Origin of the sequence: Clostridium sp. Marseille-P2415, from assembly GCF_900155545.1 — a bacterium.
Classification (GTDB): Bacteria; Bacillota; Clostridia; order Lachnospirales; family Lachnospiraceae; genus Lacrimispora.
In genome coordinates, this window is sequence record NZ_LT732526.1 from 1,630,201 (window position 1) to 1,655,477 (window position 25,277).

The following is a 25,277-nucleotide window of genomic DNA, read 5'->3' on the forward strand; positions in this document are numbered from 1 at the left end:
CCGCCGATGTTGCAGCAGCAAAGTCCTGCTGTGACGCCGGCTTCATAGGACCAAAGGCCTGACAGACGTCCAAAAATCATGGCTCCGATCAGCGCTCCGAAAACTCCCAGGAAGATGACTGCAAAAGCGCCAATGCTGAAGAACTCAGCCAGTGTTTCAAACTTTAAGGAATTGACACCGATACCGGCAATTAACATCGGGAGCAGTGCTCTTAATGCAAAGTTCATGGAATACACACAGTTATCTGCAAGTTTATCCGGAAGAATTCCGGTACACTTAATCAGGATGCCCAGAATGATCGTCCATGCAAGACCCGGAATCACGCTTAAACCTGGCAGGCTTCCCAAGATGTTTCCTAACAGATAGAGGCAGAAGCTCATGAAAATACCGGAGCCCAAAGCCGCATAATCTGCAGAAGTAGCCGGACGCTTCTCCCCTTCCGTAACAACAGAAGCTCCTGTCTTTCTCAAAATATCTCCGTTGCCGTTCAGTCCTTTCATTTTAGAAGTAACAGCACCTCCGACTGCCGCAAGAACGACTGCCAGAACATTGGCAATGGAAGCATAACACAGAAATTTACCGGCCATAGGCGTCATATCAGTTCCTGATAAGCTGCTGTACAGGGCCGGAAGCGTTGTCATGGCTCCGCCTGAACCGCCGGACATACAGGGAGCCCCGATATAAAAGAGCGCATCCGATACGCCATATCCCGTGATTAATCCGCCTAACATACAGAATCCAAGCGCAAATACCTGACTTCCCAGGATGGTAGGTAAATATCTTGCGGTAGCTCCCAGAAGCACTTTCCTGTCCATTACAAGAATGGAGCCTACAAGCAGCATGGCAATGTAAGCATCCTGGAAACCGCCGCCCATCAGCACCTTAGTACCGTTTACCAGTTCCTCCGGGACCAGTCCGATGAAATTTACAAAGGAAGCTCCCAGAAGGGGAAGAAGACATGCCCCTCCCAGATAATTATTTACAATGGGAATCGCGTTGCCCACCCAGAAAAACAACCCTCCTATGGCCATTAAAAAGGCAATTGTCATGATAAAGGAGGTTGCCGTATAGGTTCCCGCATCATTGGAATAAATCTTAACCGTTGGCATAAAGCCAAAATAAACACTTGCCATTACAACTGCAAAAAATGGTATGAAATATTTCGCGGGCAGGCCGCATACATTGAATTTTAATTTCTCACCCATGAGTGTATCCCCCTAATTGTTTTTTCCTATCAGCGCCGCTAATACGATTGACATATATTTATCATCTGCTTTTGCAGCTCTTGATACGAGAAGCACAGGAACCTTGGCTCCCAGTACGACCCCTCCGGTCCGTCCCCCGCCGATTACGGTAAGAGTCTTAGCCGCAATGTTTCCGCTTACAATATCCGGTACTACTAAAAGATCCGCATCTCCGGCAACAGGGCTGTCATATCCCTTAATGTGTGCTGACTCCGGGTCCATGGCCAGGTCTAAGCTTATGGGACCTTCGATCAGACAGCCTTCTGCCCCCTCCTCCTTGATTTCAGCCGCTTCAACGGTTTCCTTCATCTTTGGATTCACCTTTTCAACCGCCGCCAGGACAGCTACCTTTGGTTCCTTTACCCCCAGGGCATGGAATGCTGAAACCGCATTCTGGATCGCGGCTTTTTTCTGCTCTTTTGTAGGATAGGTGAGCAGGCCCACATCGGTAATGGCAAATACCTTATGATAGTTTGGACTTTCCATAAATGCCACCAGACTCATAGTATCATTACACCGGATCCCATGCTCCTTATTGACCAGAACCTTCATGAGTGCGCCTGTCTCAATCTTTCCCTTCATGATACAGTCCACTTCTCCAGCCCTGGCCATGTCTGCTGCTTTCCGGACACAGGCGGACGCATCTTCCATATGGATGATTTCCATACCTTCTCCGGTTGTTCCCAGTCCCTCCAGAATGTTTCTTATTTCCGGCTCATTTCCAATCAGTACCGGAGTCATAAGACCATCTCCGGCTGCATGGACAACTGCTTCCAGAGTATGCAGATCCTGTGCAGGGGTAACAGCAACTCTTCTTTTTTCAGGCATTGCCTTAAGCTGCTCTTTTAATTGTTCAAAATCCTTTATCATTTTTTGTTCCTCTCTCCTATAAAATACTTCTAGGATCTGATACAACTCCGGCGATTGCCGTGGCCGCCGCCACCGCCGGGCTGCTTAAGTAGCTCAAAGTCTTTTTCGTTCCCTGGCGTCCGATGAAATTCCTGTTTGCTGTTGAAAGAATTCTCTCATCGTCGGTCATCAGCCCATAAGGCATTCCGCAGCACAGACCGCAGCAGGGATGGGAAATCACGGCGCCGGCTTCGATAAAGGTCTTTATATACCCCAGTTCGATCGCTTCTTTAAAGACCTTATTTGTTGCAGGCACTACCACAAAACGAAGACCCGGAGCAACCTTCTTTCCCTCCATGATTTTCGCCGCAATGGCCATATCTTCTATGCTTCCGTTGGTACAGCTTCCCAGATACACTTCATCAATTTCCGTACCCAGCACTTCATGTAACGGATGGACATTATCCACACCCTGAGGACAGGACAGCTGCGGCTCCAGATCCTCAACATTATAAGTAAGAACCTTTTCATAACCTGCATCTTCATCCACCCGGATCCAGTCGATTTCAGAAAGAGGCATGTTGTAATATTCTGCAGTCTTTTCATCTGCTTCAAACAGACCGCACTTCGCCCCTGCCTCAAGAGCCATGTTAGCTACGGTAAAACGGGACATCATGCTCATTTCATGAGCCGCCGGTCCGGTAAATTCCAGAGACTTGTACTGGCCTCCGTCAGCCTTGATGTCTCCAAGAATTTTTAAAATAACATCCTTGGAAAGCACACCTTCCGGCAAATGTCCGTTCAAAACGATCTTAATGGCGCCAGGCACCTTGAACCACAGCTCCCCGGTGATCAGTGCCGCTGCCATCTCTGCCGTACCGATCCCGCTGCAGAAATTTCCGGCTCCTCCGTAGGTAGTTGTATGGCTGTCCGTAGCCGTAGCGATCTCCCCCGGCTTTGCATAACGCTCTTCGTGCATGATACTGTGGCAAATGCCTTCGCCGATATGGAGCTTTTTAATCCCGTATTTTTCAGCCAGTGAAATCCCCGCATCATAATGTTCGGAATCATTTTTAGCTACCGCAGTCGGCATACAGTGGTCCCATACAATGGTAACCTTGTCCGGATCGTCAATGGATTCCGCTCCCATCTTATTAAGCGTATCCAGCAGATAAGGGGTGTAAATATCATGGATCATGAACATATCCGGGTTCGTGATCACAATATCTCCGGGTTCCACATGCTCTTTCCCTGCATTCTTTTTTAAAAGCTTTTCCACCATGGTGTATCCGCTTTTCTTACACTGCTCCCTGGTAAGAGGAGTTATATTAAGCTTTTTCACTCCTTCTTTCAGACGCTTTTTGGTATCTTCGATGAGGCCCCCGTTGGAAACGATGTTGAACAGGTTTTCCGGCACTTCTCCTACGGAAAAGGTATGGCCGTTAACACTTACCGTACGGCCAGCCACATCCACCGTTACGATATCTCCGCCTTCACACATCTCCTGGATCCCGTCACACTGTAAAAGCAGGATTCCGCTGTTAAACGCATTTCTGAAAAAAATTCTTGCAAAGCTCTTTGCTATGATGCAGCGCACTCCGTTATGGGACAAGACCGTAGCCGCCTGCTCCCTGCTGGAGCCGCAGCCGAAGTTGGTGCCTGCCACCAGAATATCTCCGGGCCGGACCGTGGAGCCGAACTCAGGCTTTAACAGCTCGAACGCATATTTTTTCATCTCTTCTATGGTCGGAATGGTTCCGCGCTTTCCGGGAATGATGGTATCGGTATCAATATCATTCCCAAACTTCCATATTTTCCCGCTGAATTTCTTATCCATGTGACAGCCTCCTTAAATCTTCTTTGTGGTGGAGGCTGCTATGACAGATTCAACAGAAGCGGTATAAATCTCTGCATCCTCACAGCCCATTGCACCAGAAAACGTATATAAACCAGTTGTCAGCAGCTTTTCACCATGACCCATTGCACCGGCTCCCTGAGGTACGACGCTGTGATCACCGGCTGCACTGATTTGTGCGCCATAGTCAATAAACTTCGTAATAATCCCTTCTTCCATAGCCTTTAAATAATCCTGGCTTGTGGCCGGGCATACGGTCAGGCGGAAGCCCAGGGCCAGCTTTCTGCCTTCAATCAGGGCTGCTGCTTTCCTTAACTCTCCGATGGTTCCGCCTGTATATCCTCCGATCTGTCCTGCTTGAAGTTCCATGCCTTCCAGGGACGCTCTCTCTCTGATTTCTGCTTCCCCCTGTTTGTCCCAGCTTTCACAAGGCATCATTACCATGGAATTCACCTGGTCAAGGCAGAGGATTCGGCTGTTCTCCGGCTGTTCCTCTGTGACAGATACCGTATAAGCACCTGATATACATGCCGCGGAGCAGAGCACCGCTTTCTCATGGTCATCCAGAGACGGGCAGTAAAATTCAATGGCCTTTCCTGCAATCCCGGTATTTTCCTTCAGAAAAGCGAGTGCTCCATCCAGGATGCTCACGCCTTCCTTTAATTTTCCTGTAACAGAGACAAAGACAGTCTCGGGAACAATGGTGCTGTAGCGTCCGGTTTCCACCGCACGGGCCAGCTCCGGAATGCTTACACTGATACCAAGCGCACCCCTCGCACCAAATATTCCTTCATGGGAACCGCCTCCCAACACAATCTGGCCGGGTTTTACAGCTTCATCAAGCATGTACTGGTATCCGACTCCCTCAGCCTGCACATAGTGGCATCCGTTCTTAAGCGCAAACTTCAGATTTTTCCTTAAAACGGCGGCTGCCTCCGGACTTCCGGTTGGAACATCATGATCATAAATGACCCAGACCTTGTCCTGATTTGCCACAGTGGATATCCGATCCACTGCGGCATGGGAAACACCGTCATTGATTACCAGGTAATCCGGTGTAACCGTAACGACGGCTCCTGCCGGTTTTCCCATGATTTTTTCAACAAACGTACTCATACCCTGCTCTCCTTACTGTGCCAATGCCTTATATTTGGCATATCTGGCCTTTGCCTCGCTTTCGGTCCTTGCAAACAGGCTTTCTGCCTCTTCCGGGAACGTTCTCTCTAATGAAGAGAACCGGACCTCTCCCCGGAGGAACTCCTTAAAGTCACCTGTTGGTTCCTTGGAATCCAGAATAAACGGATTTTTTCCTTCTTCTATCAGAACCGGATTATAGCGGTAAAGCTGCCAGTATCCGACCTCCACGGCCTTTTTGATCTCGTTCTGTACTTTGCTCATGCCGCAGCGCAGACCATGGCTGATGCATGGAGCATAAGCGATGATAATGGAAGGACCGTCATAGCTTTCCGCTTCCAGTACTGCCTTTAAGAACTGGGACTGGCTGGCGCCCATCGCTACCTGAGCCACGTAAACATCGCCATAGCTCATGGCCATCATTCCCAAATCCTTTTTCTTTCTCTGCTTTCCTGCCGCCGCAAACTGAGCCACAGCACCGGTAGGAGTCGCCTTGGAAGCCTGTCCTCCTGTATTGGAATAAATCTCCGTATCAAACACCAGAATGTTTACATTTGCACCGGAAGCAATGACATGGTCCAGTCCGCCGTAACCGATGTCATAAGCCCAGCCGTCGCCGCCGAACATCCAGATGGATTTCTTAGTCAGATGCTCCGTATTTGCTTTGATTTCGGCTGTCAGCTCACGCTCTCCCTCTGCCGGAGCATAAGAATCCAAAGCTGCTTTAAAGCTTTCGCCGGACTCTCTGGAAGCAGCCGTTTCATGAAAGCACTCCAGCCATTTCTCTGCCGCTGCCTTAAGCTTTTCATCCCCGGTCCTTTCTGCCAGTTCTGTTACATGCATCTTAAGCTTTTCTCTCTGCTGCTCTACGGACAGCCAGATACCCATGCCGTATTCCGCATTATTTTCAAAAAGAGAACCACCCACTGCCGGTCCCTGTCCCTTACCGTTGGTGGTATACGGGAAGGATGGGAAGCTGGTTGCCCAAACCTGGGAGCAGCCTGTGGCAGTAGCCACATACATTCTGTCACCAAAGAGCTGGGTAATTAATTTGGCATACGGTGTTTCGCCGCAGCCGGGACACGCACCCGGGAATTCCAACAGAGGCTGTTCAAACTGGCTTCCTTTCACCGTATTCACGCCCAGAGGATTTTCCTTATCTGATAATGAAATTGCGTATTCCCAATTTTTCTCTTCATTCCTGTGCTCATCAAGGGGCAGCATGGTAAGAGCCTTTTCCTTAGCCGGACAGACATCTGCACAGCTTCCGCAGCCCGTACAGTCTAATACTGCGGTTTGAATGCGGAACTGATAGTTCTCCATTCCCTTTCCGGCTGCCTTTCTCATCTCGTAGCCTTCCGGCGCGTTTGCAGACTCTTCCTTATTCATAAGGAAAGGACGGATCGTGGCATGGGGACACACATAGGCACACTGGTTGCACTGGATGCATTTGCTGCCGTCCCAGATGGGAACATTTACCGCAATTCCGCGTTTTTCATATCTGGAGGTTCCCTGAGGCATGGTTCCATCCGCCGCATCCGCAAATTCGCTGACCGGAATGGCGTCACCGATCATTTTGTTGACCGGGATCTGTATATTCTTAATCCATCTTGGAAGGGATTCATCCACTGCCTCTTTTTCATCCGCAAGGTTTTCCCAATCCGCCGGAACCGCTGCCTCCTTCACCATCTCAATTCCCTTTTCAACAGCAGCGTAGTTCATGTTAATGACCTTCTCGCCTTTTTTACCATAGGACTTTAAAATGGCCTTCTTCATATAACCCGCTGCTTCCTCTATGGGAATGATTCCGGTGATCTTAAAGAAAGCTGCCTGTAAAATAGTATTGGTCCTGCTGCCCAGCCCCAGTTCCTGGGCAATGCCCGTGGAGTCAATGGTGTAAAGGCGGATCTTCTTCTTTGCCGCCGCCTTCTTAAACGATGCGGTCAAATGGGAATCCAGCTCCTCTTCCTTCCAGTCGCAGGCAATAAGCACGTTTCCGCCCTCTCTTACATCGGCCAGGATGTCGTACTTGTCCAGATAGGATTTATTATGGCAGGCTACAAAATCCGCATTCTTAACCAGATACGTGGAACGGATCGGCTGCTTTCCGAAGCGGAGGTGGGATCTTGTAACACCGCCTGATTTCTTACCGTCATATTCAAAATATGCCTGAACATTCAGATCCGTATGGTCACCGATAATCTTAATGGTATTTTTATTGGCGCCTACGGTTCCGTCTGAACCAAGTCCCCAGAACTTACAGCTTACGGTTCCTTCCGGAACTGTATTCACTTCTTCTCCATAGGCCAGGGAAAGATAGGTCACATCATCGTTAATACCGATGGTATAATGGTTCTTCGGCTCTTTTTCCTTCATATTCTCATACATGGCGATCACCTGAGCCGATGTGAAATCCTTGCCCGCAAGGCCGTAACGGCAGGCATAGACAGGAATATTTCTGCCGGATTCCAGAATGACGGAGCATACGTCTTCAAATAAAGGCTCTCCTACGGCCCCCGGCTCTTTTGTCCTGTCACCAACCGTAATTCCTTTCACGGTCTTCGGAAGCTGGCTTAAGAAATATTTTGCTGAGAATGGGCGGTATAAGTGAACCTCCATGTAGCCGACCTTCTCACCTTTCTTCCTTAAATAGTCAACGGTTTCCTGCGCACAGCCTGTGGCAGAGCCCATTCCTACAATTACATATTCCGCATCCTCTGCGCCATAATAGTTGAATGGCCGGTAGCTGCGTCCGGTCAGTCCATTGATCTTATCCATATATTCCGCTACAATATCCGGAAGCCGGTCGTAATACTGGTTGCAGGCTTCCCGGCTCTGGAAATAGGTATCGGAATACTGTCCGGTTGTACGCAGTACGGGATGCTCAGGATTTAAGGCATTCTTTCTGAATTTCTCCAGTTCCTCCCAATCCACCAGTTTTGAAAGCTCCTCATAATCCAGACAATCCACCTTCTGGATCTCATGGGAAGTGCGGAATCCGTCAAAAAAATGTAAGAACGGTACATGTCCTTTTATGGAAGCCAGATGGGAAATCACGCCTAAATCCATGGCTTCCTGAACGCTGGAGGAGGCCATCAGGGCAAACCCGGTCTGCCTGCATGCCATTACATCGGACTGTTCCGCGGAAATGGAAATGGCGTGCGCCGCCACATTTCTGGAAGCCACATGGATCACTCCAGGCTTCAGCTGTCCTGCGATCCGGTACATGGTAGGGATCATCAGCATCAGTCCCTGGGAAGCCGTATAGGAAGTTGCCAGAACTCCTCCGTCCAGGGCTCCGTGCATTGCAGATACAGCCCCGCATTCTGACTGCATCTCAACCAGCTTCACCTGTTGTCCGAAAATATTTTTCATGCCGTTTGCCGACCATTTGTCAACTAACTCTGCCATCGGCGAGGATGGGGTAATCGGATATATTGCTGCAACCTCTGTAAATGCATAAGACGCGTAGGCCGCTGCTTCATTCCCATCCATAGCTCTCTTCACTGAACCCATTTATACTCCTGCCTTTCTTTTGTGTCTGTCTCCCCTATCAGACAGACAAATGAATTTTGTTAATTATTGTTAAGTTTAACGTATTAGTTTATCGTTTTTCCTATATCTTAATAATAGTTTATCGTTTTATCTTTGTCAACAGTGTATCGATAAACTAACTGTTTTTTGTTTAATTTACCTATATTTTTCTTTTCGATTTTGTGCACTTTTAATATGCCACTGGAAAATTCCTTGACATTTTAGCGAAATAAACGTATGATTATGTTTAGTAAACAAAACTAAAATTCATAGATTGGAAGTGATCTTATAGCTACCATTAAAGATGTAGCCCAGTTAGCAGGAGTTTCTGTCACCACGGTTTCTATCATCATTAACGGAAAAAGCGCAGAACGGAGAATATCTGCCGCTACAAAAGAACGGGTTCTCTCCGCCATGAATGAGCTTGAATATCAACCCAATTTAAGCGCCAGAAGACTGCGCTACAGTGATGAAAAAAAGCCGACCATTGCTTTTTACTGGCCTATTGATTACCGTATCAATATCCTGGCTTCTTTTCTGAATTCGATTCAGAAGGAACTTAAAGCCCTTAACTTTGACTGTGAACTGGTGATTCAGACCTACGAAAATGATAATCTGGAAAAAAATGCTTCCGCCATCAGCAAAAGCAGCTATAACGGAATCATTATCGGAGCCACTTCCGCACAGGATGTGAAATTCCTGGAATCCCTTTCTCCGCAGATACCAGTGGTTTTAATTAACCGAAACTCGGAAAAGTTTTCTACCGTTTGCATTGATTCTAAGGAAGTCGGGTTTCAGGCCGCACGTCTCTTCCGTCAAAAAGGTTATACGGAAGCTGCCGTTATCGCATCAGACCATACTTATGTAGCTACCGGGACCCGTACCCAGGCATTTCTTTTTGCCTGTTCCCAACTGGGGATCAACGTGGAATCCAGGTATATCCTGCGGGGGAAAAGTACCATCGCAGGGGGAGTGGAGACAGCGGAGCTTTACTGCCGCATGGAAAATCCGCCTAAGGCCATATTCTTTGAATCGGATTCCATGGCTCTGGGCTCCCTCTACACCTTCCATAAAAATCATGTGCGGATCTCCGAAGACGTGGAGCTTCTCTCCATTGCCATGCTGGACCAGGAGATCACACGCTATGCAGTTCCCTCCTTAAGCGTCATTGAGATGCCAAACGAAATCGTCTGCCGGGAAGCGGTCAACCTTCTGATCCGTTCCATGGAACGTTCGGATTTTGTACCGGCTCATGTTTCTGTGGAGCCTAAAGTAATTCTGAGGGAAAGCTTTAATCTGTAGGCTCCTCTTCCAAATAAGGATGTGAGGAAAATGGAACGCTGCCTTTGAGTATTTTGGAAGAAAATGAGGGAAGGCCCCTGGGATACGGCTCATGGTTTCGGACGGGATAGGTGTAAGGGAGATGACACGGGAACATGAGGGCACCGACACCATTCATCCCGTTTTCCTGATGGAAAACGCGATTCAGGGCGTCTAAAAACCGGACTTTGAAGGTCCGGTTTTTTCCCTCATGTTCCCATGCCCTCTCCCTAACGCCTATCGACGTCCTGCAAAAATCGCCGTATCCCAGGGGCCTTCCCTCATTTTCCAGCCAGAGTATTGACAGCGTTCCATTTTCCGCTTAGGGTATTGGCAAAAAGTTATTTAGCTTTAGTCGTTCTCTCATTTACGGGGCCAGTGCACAGTGGACTTTTTCAAAGCCTTGGCGGGAAAAGGGACAGTGGCGGGAGGGGCAGCGGTTGATTTGCAGGCTGGTTAGAGTTACTTAGGCCGGAAGGGTGCAAAAAACGTGGGCGGACGTTGGCCTCAGAGCCAACGTCCGAGGAAACCCGGAGCGCGAATTTCTTTCAGAAATTCGAGCGGAGTTTTCCGGTCCCATGTTTTTTGTACCCTTCCGGCCTTAGTAACTCTCCTGCCGAAACCACAACCGCTGCCCCTCCCGCCACTGTCCCTTTTCCCTCCAAATCCCTGCCAAAGTCCACGTCCCCCTCCGACACCCAAATAGAAAAACTCTTTTTCCCCAAATACCACTTGACAAAGATTATTTTGTTGTGTAAGATTAGATTATTGTTTTAGTTTAACGTTTTAGCATATGCTTCCTATCTATGAATCCGCCAGTCTCCTATCTGCGCGGGTCATAATATGCGAAAAGGATGTGATATTTTGTTCTGGAACAGGAAGACACAGATTCCCGCCGGAATCGGCGCAGCAGATTTTGCAGGCGCAGGAATTCCCTTAAAATTTAACAGTGTGGAATTCCGGGACGGGCAGCAATCCCTGATTGCCACCAGAATGACCACTGAAGATATGATTCCCCTTCTCTCACGTATGGACTCTGTCGGCTATGACAGCATGGAAATGTGGGGCGGAGCTACCTTTGATGTGGCAGTCCGTTTTTTAAAGGAGGATCCATGGGAAAGAGTCCGTACATTTAAGAAATATGTAAAAAAGACTCCTTTGAAAATGGTCCTGCGGGCCCAGAACCTGGTTGGTTATAAAGCATATCCGGATGATATTGTCGAGAAATTTGTGGAAAAAGCTGCTTTAGCAGGCATTGATATTTTTCTGATTTTCGATGCCCTTCAGGATTTAAGAAACTGCGAATCCGCTTTCCGGGCAGTGAAAAAGGCCGGAAAAAAAATCGAGGGGTCCGTTCAGTATAATGTAAGTCCCTTCCATACCACAGAAGTATTTGTTCAGAATGCAATGGAACAGGAACGCATGGGAGCCTCACTGATGCATGTGGAAGATATGGCAGGCCTTATGGCTCCCAAGGCTGCATATGAATTGATTTCTGCGCTTAAGAAAGCCTTGAAAATCCCGGTTCACCTTCACTGCCACTGTACCGGCGGCATGGCTGAAATGGCCTATTGGGAAGCCATCCGGGCAGGAGTGGATGGACTTGACGTATGCGTATCTTCGATGTCAATGGGGCCTGCCCATCCTCCTATTGAAAGCTTTGTTTCGGCTTTAAAAGGGACCAGCCGGGACCCGGGGATTGACGTAGGCCAATTCAAGTCGGTTAATGAGGATTTTATTTCTATTAGAAAAAAATATTCGAACTTTGAGACGAAGCTTATAGGCGTGGATGTTGGATGTCTGGAGCATCAGATCCCCGGCGGCATGTTATCAAATCTGGAAAGCCAGCTTTCCGCTATGAAATTGTATGACCGCCTTCCTGAGGTTTTAGAGGAAGTTACCAGAGTCCGGGCTGACATGGGGTATCCCCCGTTAGCAACCCCATCCAGCCAGATGTGCGGTGCACAGGCTACCACCAATGTTCTTACCGGGAACCGTTATTCCATGGTCAGTAAGGAAATCAAGGATTATTGCCGCGGAATGTACGGTATGCCTCCTGGCCCTGTGGATCCGGTCCTTTTAGAAAAAGCTCTGGGAGAAGAAAAACCTTCCACGAAAAAACCGGCAGATTTACTGGAGCCGGGCTTTGAAAAAGCTAAAGCAGAGGCCGGCGGCCTTGTACGTACGGAGGAAGATATATTGACCTATGCACTCTTCCCTAATTATGCACCTGATTTTTTAAAGGCAAAATACGGTCTTTGAATCGCTTATCAGAAAGGAACTTAATGAAATGAAGCAAGAAAATGCTGGAAAATTAAAGCGTTCCCAGGAAATCATGGAAGCTTTAAAGGAAGCGCGGGGAGGTTCCCTGTTGGAATCCCATCAGGTCATGGGAAATGACCCGAATCTAATTAATGCTTTCCTGCAGCAGTATTTAAACTGCAATAAAAGGGATGTGAACATCCCGAAAAAATACCGGGAACTCATTGTCATGGCCATCGGAATGGCAACCGGGACCCAGACGACCACAAAGGTCCATGCGGATCTGGCCATAAAGAACGGAGCTACGATCGATGAAATATTTGAGGTAATCCGTATTATTTTCTTTACCTGCGGGGTAACCAGACTTCTTCCCACACTTGAGACTCTGGGAGATCTTTTTGAACCCGTTGATCTACAATAACGCTATTTACTAATTCTTCCTAAAATAAATCCAAATGTGAAAAGGAAAAGCGGCACAATGCTTAATTGCATGCCGCTTTTTCCTTATCCTCTAATATATCATTTTTTCTCCAGCAATTCCTGCTCCATTAACATTGCCAGCACACTTAAACAGTGATATAATTTAAAATCCCCAGTATTACAGGCATGGTTATGAGGCTGGATAACGTCGATAACGTCATTATTTTACTGGGAAAAACAACATCTCTTCCAACGAACTTTGAAAAGATAACTGCAAATCCGGCAACAGGACATGCTGCAGGAATCAGACTGGAAAGCAGAAGTTCTCCTCTCACTCCAACCTTATAAAGAATCAGGAGCGATGTTAGCGGGATCACCATATTTCTCATAAGCACGCCAATCCATGCGGAAAAACCGGAAAACAATTTACGAAATGAGATTTGTGTCATGGTAGTGCCTATTACAATCATAGAAAGCGCTGTATTCATCTGCGCAAGATACTTCACAGATAAATAGAGCGGACGCGGCAGTGAGATAGAAAAACAATAAAGAAACAGCCCTATTATGGAGGCTAAAATATTTGGATTTATAATTGCTTTTAAAATTGCTTTCTTATCCGCTTTTCCGGAAAAAAGCAAAAGTCCATGTGTCCATAAAAAAAGTCCGTAAATACTATTAAACGCTGCTCCGTAAAATAATCCGTTCTGTCCGACAAGGGCTTCCAGCAACGGAAGTCCCATAAACCCGCAATTGGAGTAAACGCTGGAAAATCTCAGAACAGTCCGCTTCTCTTTATCAGGAACATTTTTTTTATTGAATAATGGAAAAGTTATGAGAATACCGGCTGCATGTATTCCTGCTGTTATCAGACACATCAATAAAAAGTTCTGCAGCATATCTTCTCTGAATTCCATCTGAAATGAATAAAGAATGGTACAGGGTAAGACGATATAGCATAACAGCGTTGTCATCTGACCGGATCCGTTATTATCAATGATACCTTTTTTAGAAAGAAAAAAACCAATTGCCATAAGAACAAAAAGTATAATAATTTGATTGCATATCGTTAAAATTGCCATAATATCTCTTAACAGGAAAATAATATACTCCTGTAAAATCTCCCTCCTTTATCGCTATTATAAATATCCCGAATTCATTTAACCTTACTCAGCCAGGGGGGCTTTTTTGATCTGTTATGAAAGCAGAATAAAAACTTTCATTCCTTATTACTTTATCTTAAAAGTTTCCTCATCTTTTTTTAAGCTGATAATCCCCTGAATGCAGGACTCCACCATATCAGATACTGCTAAAGCCGTATAAAATGCCGTATGAGGTGTGAGAACCACATTGGAATTTTCATTGATCTTTTTTAAGACTCTCAGGCATTCTTCTCCTGCATCTTCTCCTATGGAATGAAGATACTCCTCATTTTCCAGTACATCAAGGCCGGCAAAACCGATTTTTCCGGAATCCAGACCATTTAATAATGCCTCCGTATGTATCAGGGCACCACGGGCACAATTAACAATAATTACTCCATCTTTCATTTTAGAAAAGGCCTTTTCATTTAACATATGATAGTTGTCCTTTGTTGCAGGTGCATGTAATGTAATAATGTCTGATTTTTGATAAATATGTTCCAGATCCACATACTCTGCATATTTTCTGACTTCATCATTCGGATATATATCATATGCCAGGATCCTGCATCCAAAGCCATACAATCTCTTTATGACTGTCTTACCTATTGCTCCGGTACCAATGACTCCAACGGTAGCATTTGAAATTTCTATCCCCATTTTCCCTTTCAGCGAATAGTCCTGCTTTTTAAACTGAGATGAGATAAGGTTTATTTTTCTACATCCCGATAATATGAGAGCGATTGCATAATTAGCAACGCTATCCGGACTATATTTCGCATGTGCTACCCGAATTCCCAATTGCCGGGCATATTCTATATCAATATGATCATAGCCAATCGTTCTGGTCCCTAAGTATTTAATTCCAAGCTCATGCATCTTATCCAGCATTTCGGCATCAACAGGAGTTGTCACAACCGAAATGGCCTCATACCCTTTGGCCAATGATAAATTATCCAGGCTTGGAGCTTCCTTTACATAATCAAACGGTACTGAATACACATCTGAAAACTTTTTAAAATAAGGTAACTCATCATAATTCCTCATACTATAAACAAAAATCTTCATTTAATCACCTCTAATTTTACTTTTTACCATCAGTAATTCAATTAATTTTTTACCGGTTTTTGAGAGCTCTTCCAACATTTTTGTTACCTGACTGTTATCTACAGCCTGGCTTTCCGAAATGGACTTTCCAGTCCTTTCTATAACAAAAAATAAAAGTCGCATACAGTCATCTCAAGTTACATCAATCATTCAGGCCCCCGGCTGCGCTATTCTTTAACATCTTATAGCGTCTGCTAAAACGATGTACTTACTTATTGTATAGCTTTATCATATTTCTGTCAATAAAATAAAGAAAGTCCCCCAATAGTATCCGGAGGAAAGCGCGAAGTTCCATAAACCCAAGACCGTATATCCATCAGGGGCCGCTCATAATAGGAACCTGACTGCATAAAATATATCATATTCTAACTAAGTAATAGACTGGGGGGCCTGATATTGAGCAAAATTCTGGACAATAATTACTATGACCTGATTATTAGTAACATATCAGCTCCAGCCTATAATACAGGCGATAATATTACCTTGATGACCGAGCGGAATTCTTTGCTGCACATACCCAGGACCGGCAATGACCCATGCGACTTAGGCCTGCATCCATACCACTATTTTCCGACGCTTTACGCCCCTGAATCTACGATAAGTATTGAGAAATCCGGTATCGGCACCGTTCAGCGGAATCCTTTTTTAAATTTGATGGGAACGGGAATTCTGGTGGGTGTAATAGATACCGGCATTGATTACCAGCATACGGTATTCCGCAATAATGACGGGACCTCCCGCATCCTTTCCATATGGGATCAGACCGTACAGAGCGGCACCATTCCTGAGGGCCTGACTTTTGGCAGTGAATATACCAGGGAAACCATTAATCAGGCATTGGCATCGGAGGATCCCTTATCCATTGTTCCTACTACCGATACAAATGGGCACGGAACTGCGATGGCCAGTATTATTGCCGGAAGGTCTGTTGCGGAACAGTCCTTTACCGGAGTTGTTCCGGAATCGGAACTGGTCGTTGTGAAACTGAAAGAAGCAAAGCAAAATCTGAAGGATATTTTTTTTGTGCCGGAGTCTGTACTATGCTACCAGGAGTCTGATATCCTTTTGGGTATACGCTATCTGCTCTCTGTTTCCCGAAGGCTGGTCCGCCCTCTCATCATATGCATTGCTATGGGAAGCAGCCAGGAAGGGCATAACGGACATGGTGTATTAAGCAGCTATTTAACCTATATTGTCCAGCTTCCCGGAATCGGTGTCTCAGTTTCTGCCGGAAATGAAGGAAACAAAAACAGGCACTATTTTAACAGCACCACTGCTGCCCCCTTTTACAATGATTTTGAATTAAGAATAGGAGAAAATGATAATGAATTTTCAATGGAAATATGGCCCTATGCACCGGAAAGGCTGTCCATCGATATCTCTACCCCAAACAGAGAATCCACCCAGCCGGTTTATCCAACCATCAGAGAATGCAGAAGATTTAACTTCATTTTTACTCAGAGCATCGTATGGGTGAATAATATTACTTTTGAAGAAGAAACCGGTGACCAGCTGATTTTAATACGTTTTGAAAATCCGTTGCCCGGAGTCTGGTACTTCCGGGCTCAGGCTCTTGACAACGCGCCATTTTCTTTTCATGCCTGGCTGCCCGCAGATAATCTGATTTCGAACGAAACTTATTTTCTTAACCCGAACCCGGATGTTACCATAACCGGACCGGGCAACGGCTCCCATCAACTGACCGTTACTGCCTATAACCAGTTCGATGACAGCATACTGGCAGAATCGAGCAGAGGCTATACCAGAAGCGGCCTGGTTAAACCCAATATCGCCGCACCAGGCTACCAGATCCCCTGTGCAGTGCCCGGGAATCAATATGGAACAGCCACCGGAACCGGAGCCGCGGCCGCTCATGCGGCCGGAGCCGTTGCCATGGTCATGGAATGGGCTATTCCCAGGGGAAATTATATTACCATGACCGGATATGATATCAACAGCCTGATGATGCGGGGAGCCAGACGCAGTGATTCCATCATATATCCTAATAACATCTGGGGATATGGCCAGCTGGATGTAACCAGTCTTTTTGAGCAGCTTGCTTTTATTTAGCGTTCAAGGGGGTGCATTAGGTGTGAGGATGCAAATGAAAATTATTCGTCCACCAGCCTGTATCCAACCCCTATTTCGGTTACGATATAGCGCGGTTTCGCAGGATTTTTTTCAATTTTTCTTCTCAGCCCTGCCATTAAGGCCCGAAGCGCCTGCGTATCCGTTCCATAACCAATGCCCCATATTTCATTTATAATATATCTCGTTGTCAGCACCTTGCCAATATTCTGAAAAAACATGGCCAGCAGATTATACTCCATAGGAGTAACGTGCAATTCGTCATCATTTAGGTAAACCAGGCGCTTATCCAAATCAATTCTTAATCCGGCTACCGCAATGGAACCCAGCGATTTATCCTTATTCTGCATGTACAAATGGCGCAAAGCCACACGGACGCGGGCCATAAGTTCTGTGGCGGAAAAGGGCTTTGTCAGATAATCATCCGCACCTGTATCCAATGCCGCCGCCTTTTCTTTATCCTGATCACGGGCAGATACAACAATGACCGGCAGATTTGACCATTCCCGCACCTTTTTGATAACGTCCATGCCATCGAAGTCCGGTAAACCGAGATCGAGCAGCATAATGTCGATCTGCTGGGAAACAAGATGCTCCAGTGCTTCCTGTGCCGTGTGCGCGGTAACATACCGGAATCCTGCCTGCCTTAATGAATAACAAATAAAGCTCCTGATCTGTGCATCATCTTCAACCACAAGTATGCATTCCCTATAATTGTTCATCCTCTTCCACCTCCAGAGGTAATGTAAATAAAAACTCTGCCCCGCTGCCATCTGTCCGGTTGTGCGCTTCAATATTCCCGCCGTGAGCCCTTATAATCGCATCGCAAATCGTAAGGCCAAGTCCAATTCCCTGTTTTGCATCAGGATATCCGGCTCTTGAAGTATAGAACATCTGAAATAAGTTGGGCAAATCAGCCTCCGCTATACCGCTCCCCCTGTCCTTAATGCGGAATACAGCCGTTCGGTTTTTTACATCCTTTTCCACCGAAATACTTATCTCCTGATCCGGCGGAGTATGCTTGACCGCGTTGTCCATCAGGTTAATCAGAACCTGCTTGATCAGCTTTGCATCCATAGGAACCAATAATAATTCGTCCGGTACGCTTACATTGATTTCATGCAGCTTCGAACGCTTAGCTATCTGATCGGCCGCTCCCGCTATCACTTCCTCTACTGCCTCCATTTGCCGGTTGATGATCAGCCTGCCTTCCTGCAGCCGGGTAAGACTCAAAATATTTTCCACCATTGAATGAAGCCAATCCGCATCCTTGTGTATGCCGAATGCGAAAGAATAACGCGGGTCATCCGGATCCGTCATATCCATAAGCATCTCCGAAGTACCCATAATACCGGAAAGCGGTGTGCGTAAATCATGTGATATTGCACGAAGAAGATTCCCGCGATACCGTTCCTGTACGGCCTCCTCCCGGGACTTGATACGCTGCTCAGCAGACCGGAACCGGTCCATTGCAAGGGCAGTGCTTTCAATCATAGAGCGTAAAAGATGGGTCTGGCCTTCGTTCATTTTCAGAGCATTTTCCTTCGGTATCCGAATAAGGCCTAACGTGTTTTCCCCGCTGCGGACCGGCAAATCATAAAATTCCGTATCCATATAAAATCCGGCCTGTAAATTCTCAATCCGGCCCTTTAACTTTTCCACATTTACGGTATCACGGCGTATCTGCTTTTCTTGGGATACCTGTTGTATAAAAAATTTTTCAGGTGTGCCGCCTTCATCAAAACAAAGACATCCGGCCCGGCAATCAAAGCATTCACTGATGGCCCCTGCTGCTATGCCTGCAATGTCGTGTATATCCTTTGCATCGGTTAAACGATTCGTAAGGTTATAAACCGACCTTGTCTCCGCTTCTCTTTGTTCTGCCTCTAACGCACTTTGTTTCGCATGGGATGTTATGGTGCACGTGATCAGCGCTGTCATCGTCATGATGATAAAGGTAATGATATAGCTGGGATCGTTAACGGAAAAGGTAAAATACGGTTCCGTGAAGAAATAGTTAAATAAAAAAGTGGCAAGCACCGATGAAAGGATCCCGAATAGAAACCCTTCGGTCAGCCATGCGGTCATTAATACAAACAGAATATAGATGATCACGATATTGGTTTCAGGGAATCCAATAAACCGGAACAGGAATCCTATCGCAGAAGCAGCAAGAAGCAGAATGATCATCAATAAAACGTGATTCATAATGCTGTCTGCGTTTCTGCCCTCTTGTTTGGCCATATAAATCCACCCCCTTTTATTCCTCTACCATTCTGTATCCCACGCCCATCTCTGTCAGAATGTATTTAGGCGTTCCCGGATTTGATTCGATTTTTCTCCGGATATTGGCCATGTTAACGCGCAGCGTGTGACTGTCACCGGCATACAGCCCCCAGATTTCATGCATGATATAATCGTGGGTAAGCACCTTTCCTGCGTTTTTTGACAGCAGTGCCAGGATTTTATATTCAACGGGGGTAAGATGTACCTTATTTCCGGCCAGAAGTACCACCCGCTTTCCGTAATCAATGAAAAGCCCGCCAATGGTCACCGCTTCTGTTCCATTTGCCCCTCCGCCCATGCTCTGCGGACTGTGACGCAGTGCTGTCCGCATACGGGCAAGCAGTTCAGAGGTTCCGAACGGCTTCACAATATAATCGTCAGCCCCCAGATCAAGGGCTTCCACTTTTTCCCGCTCATGCCCGCGGGCCGAAACTACTATGACCGGCATTTTCGACCATTTACGTATGCTCTTTAATACCTCCACACCGTCCATGTCCGGCAGCCCCAAATCAAGGAGAATCATATCCGGAGAATAGGAGGCAGCCATGGAAACTCCCTCTTTTCCGGTATTTGCTTTCACAACCTGATAGCCGTTTGAATTCAGGACCGCTGTGATAAAGTTGCAAATGGCGTCTTCATCCTCAATGACCATAACCAAAGGTTTTACATCCATCATGATTCACTTCCTTCCAACGGCAGAGAAAATTGAAAGACCGCACCGCCTTCTTTCCGGTTATAAGCTTCCATTGTACCGTTATGCGCTTTTATAATGGTCATGCATATGGATAAGCCGATCCCCATTCCCCGGGAAGAATCGGAGCTTTTGTTTCCATTGGGAACATAGCTTGTAAAAAGATAAGGAAAGTCTTCGTCCGCGATTCCTCTTCCATGGTCAAGCACCTCAAACACGGCGTTTTCTCCGCTTTTCTTTAAAAAAATCTCTACAGGAGAATCCATTGGCGAATGCTTTATGGCATTTTCCAGTAAATTGATCAATACTTGTGCGATCAGGGTCCCATCCATGGGAACTTCAAGTAATTCATCCGGTACACGAACCACGATATTTCGCTGTGGAAATCTTTTATTGATACGGCTGACTGCTTCCGCCACAACTTCTTCGGCGGCTTCCGGACTTTTTGTTACCTTGGATGCGCTCTCATTGATCCGGGTCACGGAAAGCAGGTTTTCCACCATGCGTATGAGCCACTGGGCTTCTTCCTGAATATCCGCATTGAGCTTTTCGCGCGTATTTTCATCAAGGGTCTGCTTATTCTCACGTATGGCGGAGCTGGCACCCAGGATCCCGGCAAGAGGTGTCCGGAGATCATGGGCAATCGCACGCAAGAGATTGCTTCGCATTTTCTCCTTCTCCGCTTCTACAATAATGCCTCGCTGCTCATCCGAGAGATGCTGGCGTTCCAATGCCATGGCCACCTGTGAGGCGATCATCCGCAAAAATAACCGGGTGTTGTGATCCAATACTCCTTTCAGGCAGGAAATGCCTAAAACGGCGAGCACCTTTCCCTGGGAGATAACCGGCATATAAAATGCTCCCGCCCCCATCAGCGTATCCGTCCCTGCTCCTGCCCTCTTTTGATTGAGAAAAACCCAATGAGCCACAGCTTTCTCATCCGCCGAGTTTAAAAAGGATCCATCTATATCCTCCGGGGCCTGCATAACACTTCCATCCTGCCCCTGCTCCGGATCATCGGTAAAGAAGACAACAGAGCGGTCAAACAGGTTGATAATGTATTCATTTGCCAGGGTAACTATATTTTCAAGCCCCCTGGTAATCAGCAGCTTTTTGTTGATTTCATAGAGAACCTCGGTACGCCGCTCTCTTTGTACCGCAAATCCTGCCTGAGTCTTGATCCTTACCGTAAGCGTGCTCGTTATCAAGGCTACCAGCAGCATAATAAGAAATGTTATAGGGTACCCGGCCTGTATCGTGTTAAAGGTAAAGTAAGGTTCCGTAAAAAAGAAATTAAAAGTCAGCACACTGACCAATGATGCTATGATACCATATGCATGCCCGTCTGTAATCCTTGAAATTACCAAAACAGAGAGTATATAGGCCATTATGACATTCTGGTCTCCAATTCCCAGCCTGCGAAAGCCCAGACACAGCAGGGTGGCTGCTACCAGAAGACCAATTGTTTTCCCTAAGTCCTTCCAGGAAACGTTTAATTTCTTATTCCCGGTTGTTTTATGCGGCTTTTTATAGTCCCGCCGGATCGTGCTGCCGGGTATGATGTGAACTTCAATGCTGGGCAGCAGAAAAATTAATTTGTCCTCAAAGTCTATTTCAAAAAGACTTCTGAGCGTTTTTTTGTTTCTGCTTTTCCCGACCACTATGTTTGTAATGCCGGACAGCTTTGCATATTCGGATACTGTTGTTGCAATATCATGCCCGGTAAGCGTTACAATTTCAGCGCCCAGTTTTTCTGCCAGATCCATATTGGTACGGAGTGTCTTCTGCTGGTCCGCGGTAAGGTAATTGCTTTCAATGCTCTCTACATAGAGTGCCACCCAGTGCGCGTGAAAGGCATCGGCAGCTCTTGCGGTCCACCGAATGCATCTTGCGGAAAAGGGAGAAGGCCCAATGCAAACCAGCATCTTGGTATTGGCCATTTTATCGGTTAAACGGCGTTCATTTTGATTTTCATTGCTGATTCTGTCCGCTGCCTTGCGCATGGTAATTTCACGCAGCAGCTTTAAGTTTTCACGGGAAAAGAAATTTCGCATAGCGGTCTCGGCCTGTTCCGGTCTGTATATCTTTCCTTCCTCAAAGCGCCGCAGCAGTTCATTCGGTTCAATATCGATCAGTTTAATCATATCGGCACGTTCAAAGATATAATCAGGTACTGTTTCATGAACCCTGACATTTGTGATATCCTCGATCACATCATTGAGACTTTCCATATGCTGGACATTGACAGTGGTATAAACGTCTATCCCTGCATTCAAAAGTTCCTCAATATCCTGAAAGCGTTTCCGGTTCCTGACGCCTTCCGCATTTGTATGAGCAAGCTCATCGACCAGGATCAGCTCCGGCCTGCGTTTCAATGCTTCATCCAGATCAAATTCCTTAAGCTTTATATTGCGGTAAACAATTATTTTCGGCGGCAAAACCGGCAGACCGTGCAGAAGCTGCATGGTCTCCGGCCGGGTATGCGGTTCCACATAACCTACAAGTACATTTTTGCCGCACCGGTACTGCTCCTGCGCGTCATCAAGCATGGCGTATGTCTTGCCGACACCCGCCGCATAACCAAAAAAAATCTTTAATTTCCCCGAACTTTTTTCCTGATGAGCTTTTATCTCATCCAGAATCGCATCGGGATCAGGCCGTTTAAAAACTTGATCCATTGATCCTTCACCCCCTTTTGAATTCCATAAATTGCTGCGCTCTTTACAGCAAGCCATCCAGCGCCAGGTTTACCTTCAAAACATTTACCGCCGGGCTGCCCCAGAAGCCAAGAAATGGTCCTGTGGTATATTTTTCTATAATCTCTTTTACATCATCTTCATCCATATTTCTTTCCCTGGCAATACGGGCTGCCTGGTATTCTGCCGCTTCCGGCGAAATATCAGGATCAACGCCGCTTCCGGATGCTGTAAGCAAATCCATTGGAATTTCAGTTCCATTGTCCGGATCGATGGAATGCCACCAGTCGATCCGGTCCTTTAAAAGCTTTTTCTGCTCTTCGCCGACAGGTGAAAGGTTCGTTGTCCCCACCGGCCTTCCGATCAGATATTCCGGCTTGGTAAATTCCTGGGCGATCAGCGCAGAACCATAATCCTTCCGGGAACCGTCGTTTAAAGTAACGGTTATGATACTTCCGCTTGCCTGATCGGGAAACATAAGCTGTGCAATCCCTGTAACTGCGGCTGTATAGAGTATCCCGCACAGGATCGTCATTACAGCAAAACAAATAAGAGCGGGTCTCAATATTTTCATTGTTCTCATCTTCGTTCACCTCACATAATGCCGCAGGCAGTCAGCAGCATATCAATCAATTTTATTGCAATGAAAGGCGCTGCGATACCTCCCAGGCCATAAACCAGTATATTTCTTTTCAGTAATTTTCCTGCGGGCAGCTCCCGGTATTTTACACCCTTAAGCGCCAAAGGAATGAGTGCTATAATGATCAGCGCGTTGTAGATAATTGCCGAGAGAATGGCGGTGGTCGAACTGGTCAATCCCATAAAATTCACGGCTGTCAGCTGCGGATATATCCCAAAAAACAATACGGGAATAATCGCAAAATATTTGGCCACATCGTTCGCCACGCTGAAAGTTGTCAGGGAACCTCTTGTCATCAGCAGCTGTTTGCCGATCCGCACGATATCAATGAGCTTGGTAGGACTGGAGTCTAAATCCACCATGTTGCCCGCTTCCTTTGCAGCCTGCGTACCGGTGTTCATAGCCACGGCCACATCTGCCTGAGCCAGTGCCGGAGCATCGTTGGTACCGTCGCCGGTCATGGCAACCAGATGGCCCTTGGATTGATAGTCGCGGATGAGTGCCAGCTTGGTTTCCGGCGTAGCCTCTGCCAGAAAATCGTCCACGCCTGCTTCTGCGGCGATGGCGGCAGCGGTCATGGGGTTGTCGCCCGTGATCATGATGGTCTTGATCCCCATTTTTCTTAAGTCATCAAAACGTTCCTTTACCCCATTTTTGACGATATCCTTCAGATAGACAACGCCCAGCACCTGACTGTTTTTTAATACCACAAGAGGAGTGCCGCCGGCTCCGGCAACACGTTTCACGATCTGCTCACATTCTTCCGGATAAATACCGCCCTTTTCCAATACCAGAGCTTTTACAGCTTCCGCCGCGCCTTTGCGGATTTCCGTCCCCTGATAATCAATGCCGCTCATTCTGGTTTTGGCTGTAAATTCCACAAAGCTTGCGTTCAGTTTGGAAAGCTCTCTGCCCCTTATCCCAAACTTCTCCTTAGCCAGAATCACGATGCTTCTCCCTTCGGCAGTTTCGTCGGCAAGAGAAGAAAGCTGGGCAGCATCTGCCAGGTCCTGCTCTGACACGCCCTTAACTGGTATAAACTCACTTGCCTGCCGGTTTCCCAGTGTTATGGTTCCCGTTTTATCCAATAAAAGTACATCCACATCCCCGGCAGCTTCAATGGCACGCCCGCTCATTGCAAGCACATTGGCCTGATTTAAACGGCTCATTCCGGCTATTCCAATGGAGGACAAAAGCGCGCCGATCGTAGTGGGGGCAAGGCACACCAGAAGGGCGATCACATTGGTGATGGATATGGCCGATCCCGCGCCGGCCTGACTGCTTGCAAATCCCGTAAACGGTAACAGAGTTGCTGTAACCACCAGAAATATGATGGTTAAAGTCACCAGCAATATTTGCAGAGCGATCTCATTGGGTGTCTTTTTTCTGGAGGCACCTTCTACCATTGCGATCATCTTATCAAGAAAACTCTCTCCGGCTTCCGCTGTTACCTCAATCACAAGCCAGTCAGAAACCAGTGTTGTTCCGCCGGTCACCGCGCTCCGGTCACCACCGGACTCACGTATAACAGGAGCCGATTCACCGGTGATCGCACTTTCATCCACGGACGCAGCACCATCGATGACCTCACCATCCATAGGGATCTGCTCTCCGGCTTTTACAAAGACCATATCTCCCTTCTTAAGTTCAGCAGACAGTATCTCTGTATATTCGTCCACATTGCTTACTGACTTAAGCTTTCTCGCCCTGACATCCTTGCGTGCCTTGCGCAGGGTATCCGCCTGTGCGCGCCCGCGCCCTTCGGCAATGGCTTCTGCAAAGTTGGCAAACAATACGGTAAACCACAAGATCAGTGATATTGCCAGGGTATAGCCGCTGCTTTCATCCTTCATTCCCGTGAAAGACAGAAAATAAAGGACCGTTGTCAAAGCGGCGCCGATGTAGACCACCAGCATAACAGGATTTTTCACTTGTATGCGGGGAGCAAGCTTTACAAAGGATTGTTTCAGCGCATCCGCAAAAATATTTTTATTTCCATTTTTCTTTTCCAT

General features: G+C 46.8%; 18 protein-coding genes. 4 read left to right on the forward strand and 14 right to left on the reverse strand.

Features of this window, described 5'->3' with window-relative positions; genetic code table 11:
• The 5 genes from BQ9856_RS12470 to nifJ all read right to left on the reverse strand — a co-directional run.
• A partial coding sequence (locus BQ9856_RS12470; RefSeq protein WP_077611326.1) for a 2-hydroxycarboxylate transporter family protein occupies positions 1–1,205 on the reverse strand: 1,205 nt, incomplete at its 3' end.
• Between the two features lie 12 nt (positions 1,206–1,217).
• Positions 1,218–2,114: a phosphate acyltransferase gene (locus BQ9856_RS12475; protein ID WP_077611327.1), complete on the reverse strand. Its 897-nt coding sequence runs from the start codon at positions 2,112–2,114 to the stop codon at positions 1,218–1,220.
• Positions 2,115–2,130: 16 nt separating this feature from the next.
• Positions 2,131–3,930, reverse strand: a complete 1,800-nt coding sequence (locus BQ9856_RS12480) for an aconitase/3-isopropylmalate dehydratase large subunit family protein (RefSeq protein ID WP_077611328.1) — start codon at positions 3,928–3,930, stop codon at positions 2,131–2,133.
• A gap of 12 nt (positions 3,931–3,942) precedes the next feature.
• Positions 3,943–5,064: an aconitase family protein gene (locus BQ9856_RS12485; protein WP_077611329.1), complete on the reverse strand. Its 1,122-nt coding sequence runs from the start codon at positions 5,062–5,064 to the stop codon at positions 3,943–3,945.
• A gap of 12 nt (positions 5,065–5,076) precedes the next feature.
• Positions 5,077–8,598, reverse strand: a complete 3,522-nt coding sequence (gene nifJ, locus BQ9856_RS12490) for a pyruvate:ferredoxin (flavodoxin) oxidoreductase (protein WP_077611330.1) — start codon at positions 8,596–8,598, stop codon at positions 5,077–5,079.
• A 315-nt stretch (positions 8,599–8,913) separates the two neighbouring features.
• On the opposite strand from nifJ, the gene BQ9856_RS12495 reads away from it, so the two are divergent.
• Positions 8,914–9,918 (forward strand): LacI family DNA-binding transcriptional regulator, encoded by a 1,005-nt coding sequence (locus BQ9856_RS12495; protein ID WP_235839313.1) that lies wholly within the window; start codon positions 8,914–8,916, stop codon positions 9,916–9,918.
• Between the two features lie 566 nt (positions 9,919–10,484).
• Here the strand turns inward: BQ9856_RS12495 and BQ9856_RS25465 are convergent.
• On the reverse strand, positions 10,485–10,619 hold the full coding sequence (locus BQ9856_RS25465; protein WP_268875592.1) for a hypothetical protein: 135 nt from the start codon (positions 10,617–10,619) through the stop codon (positions 10,485–10,487).
• 181 nt (positions 10,620–10,800) lie between these two features.
• Between BQ9856_RS25465 and BQ9856_RS12500 the strand changes: the two genes are divergently transcribed.
• On the forward strand, positions 10,801–12,198 hold the full coding sequence (locus BQ9856_RS12500; protein ID WP_077611332.1) for a pyruvate carboxylase subunit B: 1,398 nt from the start codon (positions 10,801–10,803) through the stop codon (positions 12,196–12,198).
• 28 nt (positions 12,199–12,226) lie between these two features.
• Complete coding sequence (locus tag BQ9856_RS12505; protein ID WP_077611333.1) at positions 12,227–12,619, forward strand: carboxymuconolactone decarboxylase family protein; 393 nt, start codon at positions 12,227–12,229, stop codon at positions 12,617–12,619.
• Between the two features lie 145 nt (positions 12,620–12,764).
• Here the strand turns inward: BQ9856_RS12505 and BQ9856_RS12510 are convergent, their stop codons facing one another.
• Together BQ9856_RS12510 and BQ9856_RS12515 are read right to left on the reverse strand one after the other, a co-directional pair.
• Entirely contained in the window at positions 12,765–13,697 is a 933-nt protein-coding gene (locus BQ9856_RS12510; RefSeq protein WP_077611334.1) for an AEC family transporter, read from the reverse strand.
• 147 nt (positions 13,698–13,844) lie between these two features.
• Positions 13,845–14,825: an NAD(P)-dependent oxidoreductase gene (locus tag BQ9856_RS12515; protein WP_077611335.1), complete on the reverse strand. Its 981-nt coding sequence runs from the start codon at positions 14,823–14,825 to the stop codon at positions 13,845–13,847.
• A 435-nt stretch (positions 14,826–15,260) separates the two neighbouring features.
• Between BQ9856_RS12515 and BQ9856_RS12520 the strand changes: the two genes are divergently transcribed.
• Positions 15,261–16,934, forward strand: coding sequence for a S8 family peptidase (locus BQ9856_RS12520; RefSeq protein WP_200801305.1), 1,674 nt, complete (start codon positions 15,261–15,263; stop codon positions 16,932–16,934).
• 41 nt (positions 16,935–16,975) lie between these two features.
• Here the strand turns inward: BQ9856_RS12520 and BQ9856_RS12525 are convergent, their stop codons facing one another.
• The 6 genes from BQ9856_RS12525 to kdpB are packed head-to-tail and all read right to left on the reverse strand — an operon-like array spanning position 16,976 to position 25,277.
• On the reverse strand, positions 16,976–17,674 hold the full coding sequence (locus BQ9856_RS12525; protein ID WP_077611336.1) for a response regulator: 699 nt from the start codon (positions 17,672–17,674) through the stop codon (positions 16,976–16,978).
• Positions 17,661–19,196 (reverse strand): DUF4118 domain-containing protein, encoded by a 1,536-nt coding sequence (locus tag BQ9856_RS12530; RefSeq protein ID WP_077611337.1) that lies wholly within the window; start codon positions 19,194–19,196, stop codon positions 17,661–17,663. The genes BQ9856_RS12525 and BQ9856_RS12530 overlap by 14 nt, the downstream gene beginning before the upstream one ends.
• Before the next feature lie 16 nt (positions 19,197–19,212).
• Positions 19,213–19,911, reverse strand: a complete 699-nt coding sequence (locus BQ9856_RS12535; RefSeq protein WP_077613360.1) for a response regulator — start codon at positions 19,909–19,911, stop codon at positions 19,213–19,215.
• On the reverse strand, positions 19,911–22,607 hold the full coding sequence (locus tag BQ9856_RS12540; RefSeq protein WP_077611338.1) for a sensor histidine kinase: 2,697 nt from the start codon (positions 22,605–22,607) through the stop codon (positions 19,911–19,913). The genes BQ9856_RS12535 and BQ9856_RS12540 overlap by 1 nt, the downstream gene beginning before the upstream one ends.
• Positions 22,608–22,650: 43 nt before the next feature.
• Positions 22,651–23,199 carry a K(+)-transporting ATPase subunit C gene (kdpC, locus tag BQ9856_RS12545; RefSeq protein WP_200801370.1) on the reverse strand — a complete coding sequence of 183 codons (549 nt, stop codon included), beginning with the start codon at positions 23,197–23,199 and terminating at the stop codon, positions 22,651–22,653.
• 20 nt (positions 23,200–23,219) lie between these two features.
• Entirely contained in the window at positions 23,220–25,277 is a 2,058-nt protein-coding gene (gene kdpB / locus BQ9856_RS12550; RefSeq protein WP_077611340.1) for a potassium-transporting ATPase subunit KdpB, read from the reverse strand.

Excerpts from the sequence above, each read along its gene's own strand:
- kdpC (WP_200801370.1), bottom strand. The coding sequence starts at position 23,199 with ATGAAAATATTGAGACCCGCTCTTATTTGTTTTGCTGTAATGACGATC.
- BQ9856_RS12485 (WP_077611329.1), bottom strand. The coding sequence starts at position 5,064 with ATGAGTACGTTTGTTGAAAAAATCATGGGAAAACCGGCAGGAGCCGTC.
- BQ9856_RS12505 (WP_077611333.1), top strand. The coding sequence starts at position 12,227 with ATGAAGCAAGAAAATGCTGGAAAATTAAAGCGTTCCCAGGAAATCATG.
- BQ9856_RS12510 (WP_077611334.1), bottom strand. The coding sequence starts at position 13,697 with ATGGCAATTTTAACGATATGCAATCAAATTATTATACTTTTTGTTCTT.
- nifJ (WP_077611330.1), bottom strand. The coding sequence starts at position 8,598 with ATGGGTTCAGTGAAGAGAGCTATGGATGGGAATGAAGCAGCGGCCTAC.
- BQ9856_RS12535 (WP_077613360.1), bottom strand. The coding sequence starts at position 19,911 with ATGGATGTAAAACCTTTGGTTATGGTCATTGAGGATGAAGACGCCATT.
- kdpB (WP_077611340.1), bottom strand. The coding sequence starts at position 25,277 with ATGGAAAAGAAAAATGGAAATAAAAATATTTTTGCGGATGCGCTGAAA.
- BQ9856_RS12475 (WP_077611327.1), bottom strand. The coding sequence starts at position 2,114 with ATGATAAAGGATTTTGAACAATTAAAAGAGCAGCTTAAGGCAATGCCT.
- BQ9856_RS12525 (WP_077611336.1), bottom strand. The coding sequence starts at position 17,674 with ATGAACAATTATAGGGAATGCATACTTGTGGTTGAAGATGATGCACAG.
- BQ9856_RS12515 (WP_077611335.1), bottom strand. The coding sequence starts at position 14,825 with ATGAAGATTTTTGTTTATAGTATGAGGAATTATGATGAGTTACCTTAT.
- BQ9856_RS12530 (WP_077611337.1), bottom strand. The coding sequence starts at position 19,196 with ATGGCCAAACAAGAGGGCAGAAACGCAGACAGCATTATGAATCACGTT.
- BQ9856_RS12480 (WP_077611328.1), bottom strand. The coding sequence starts at position 3,930 with ATGGATAAGAAATTCAGCGGGAAAATATGGAAGTTTGGGAATGATATT.
- BQ9856_RS12540 (WP_077611338.1), bottom strand. The coding sequence starts at position 22,607 with ATGGATCAAGTTTTTAAACGGCCTGATCCCGATGCGATTCTGGATGAG.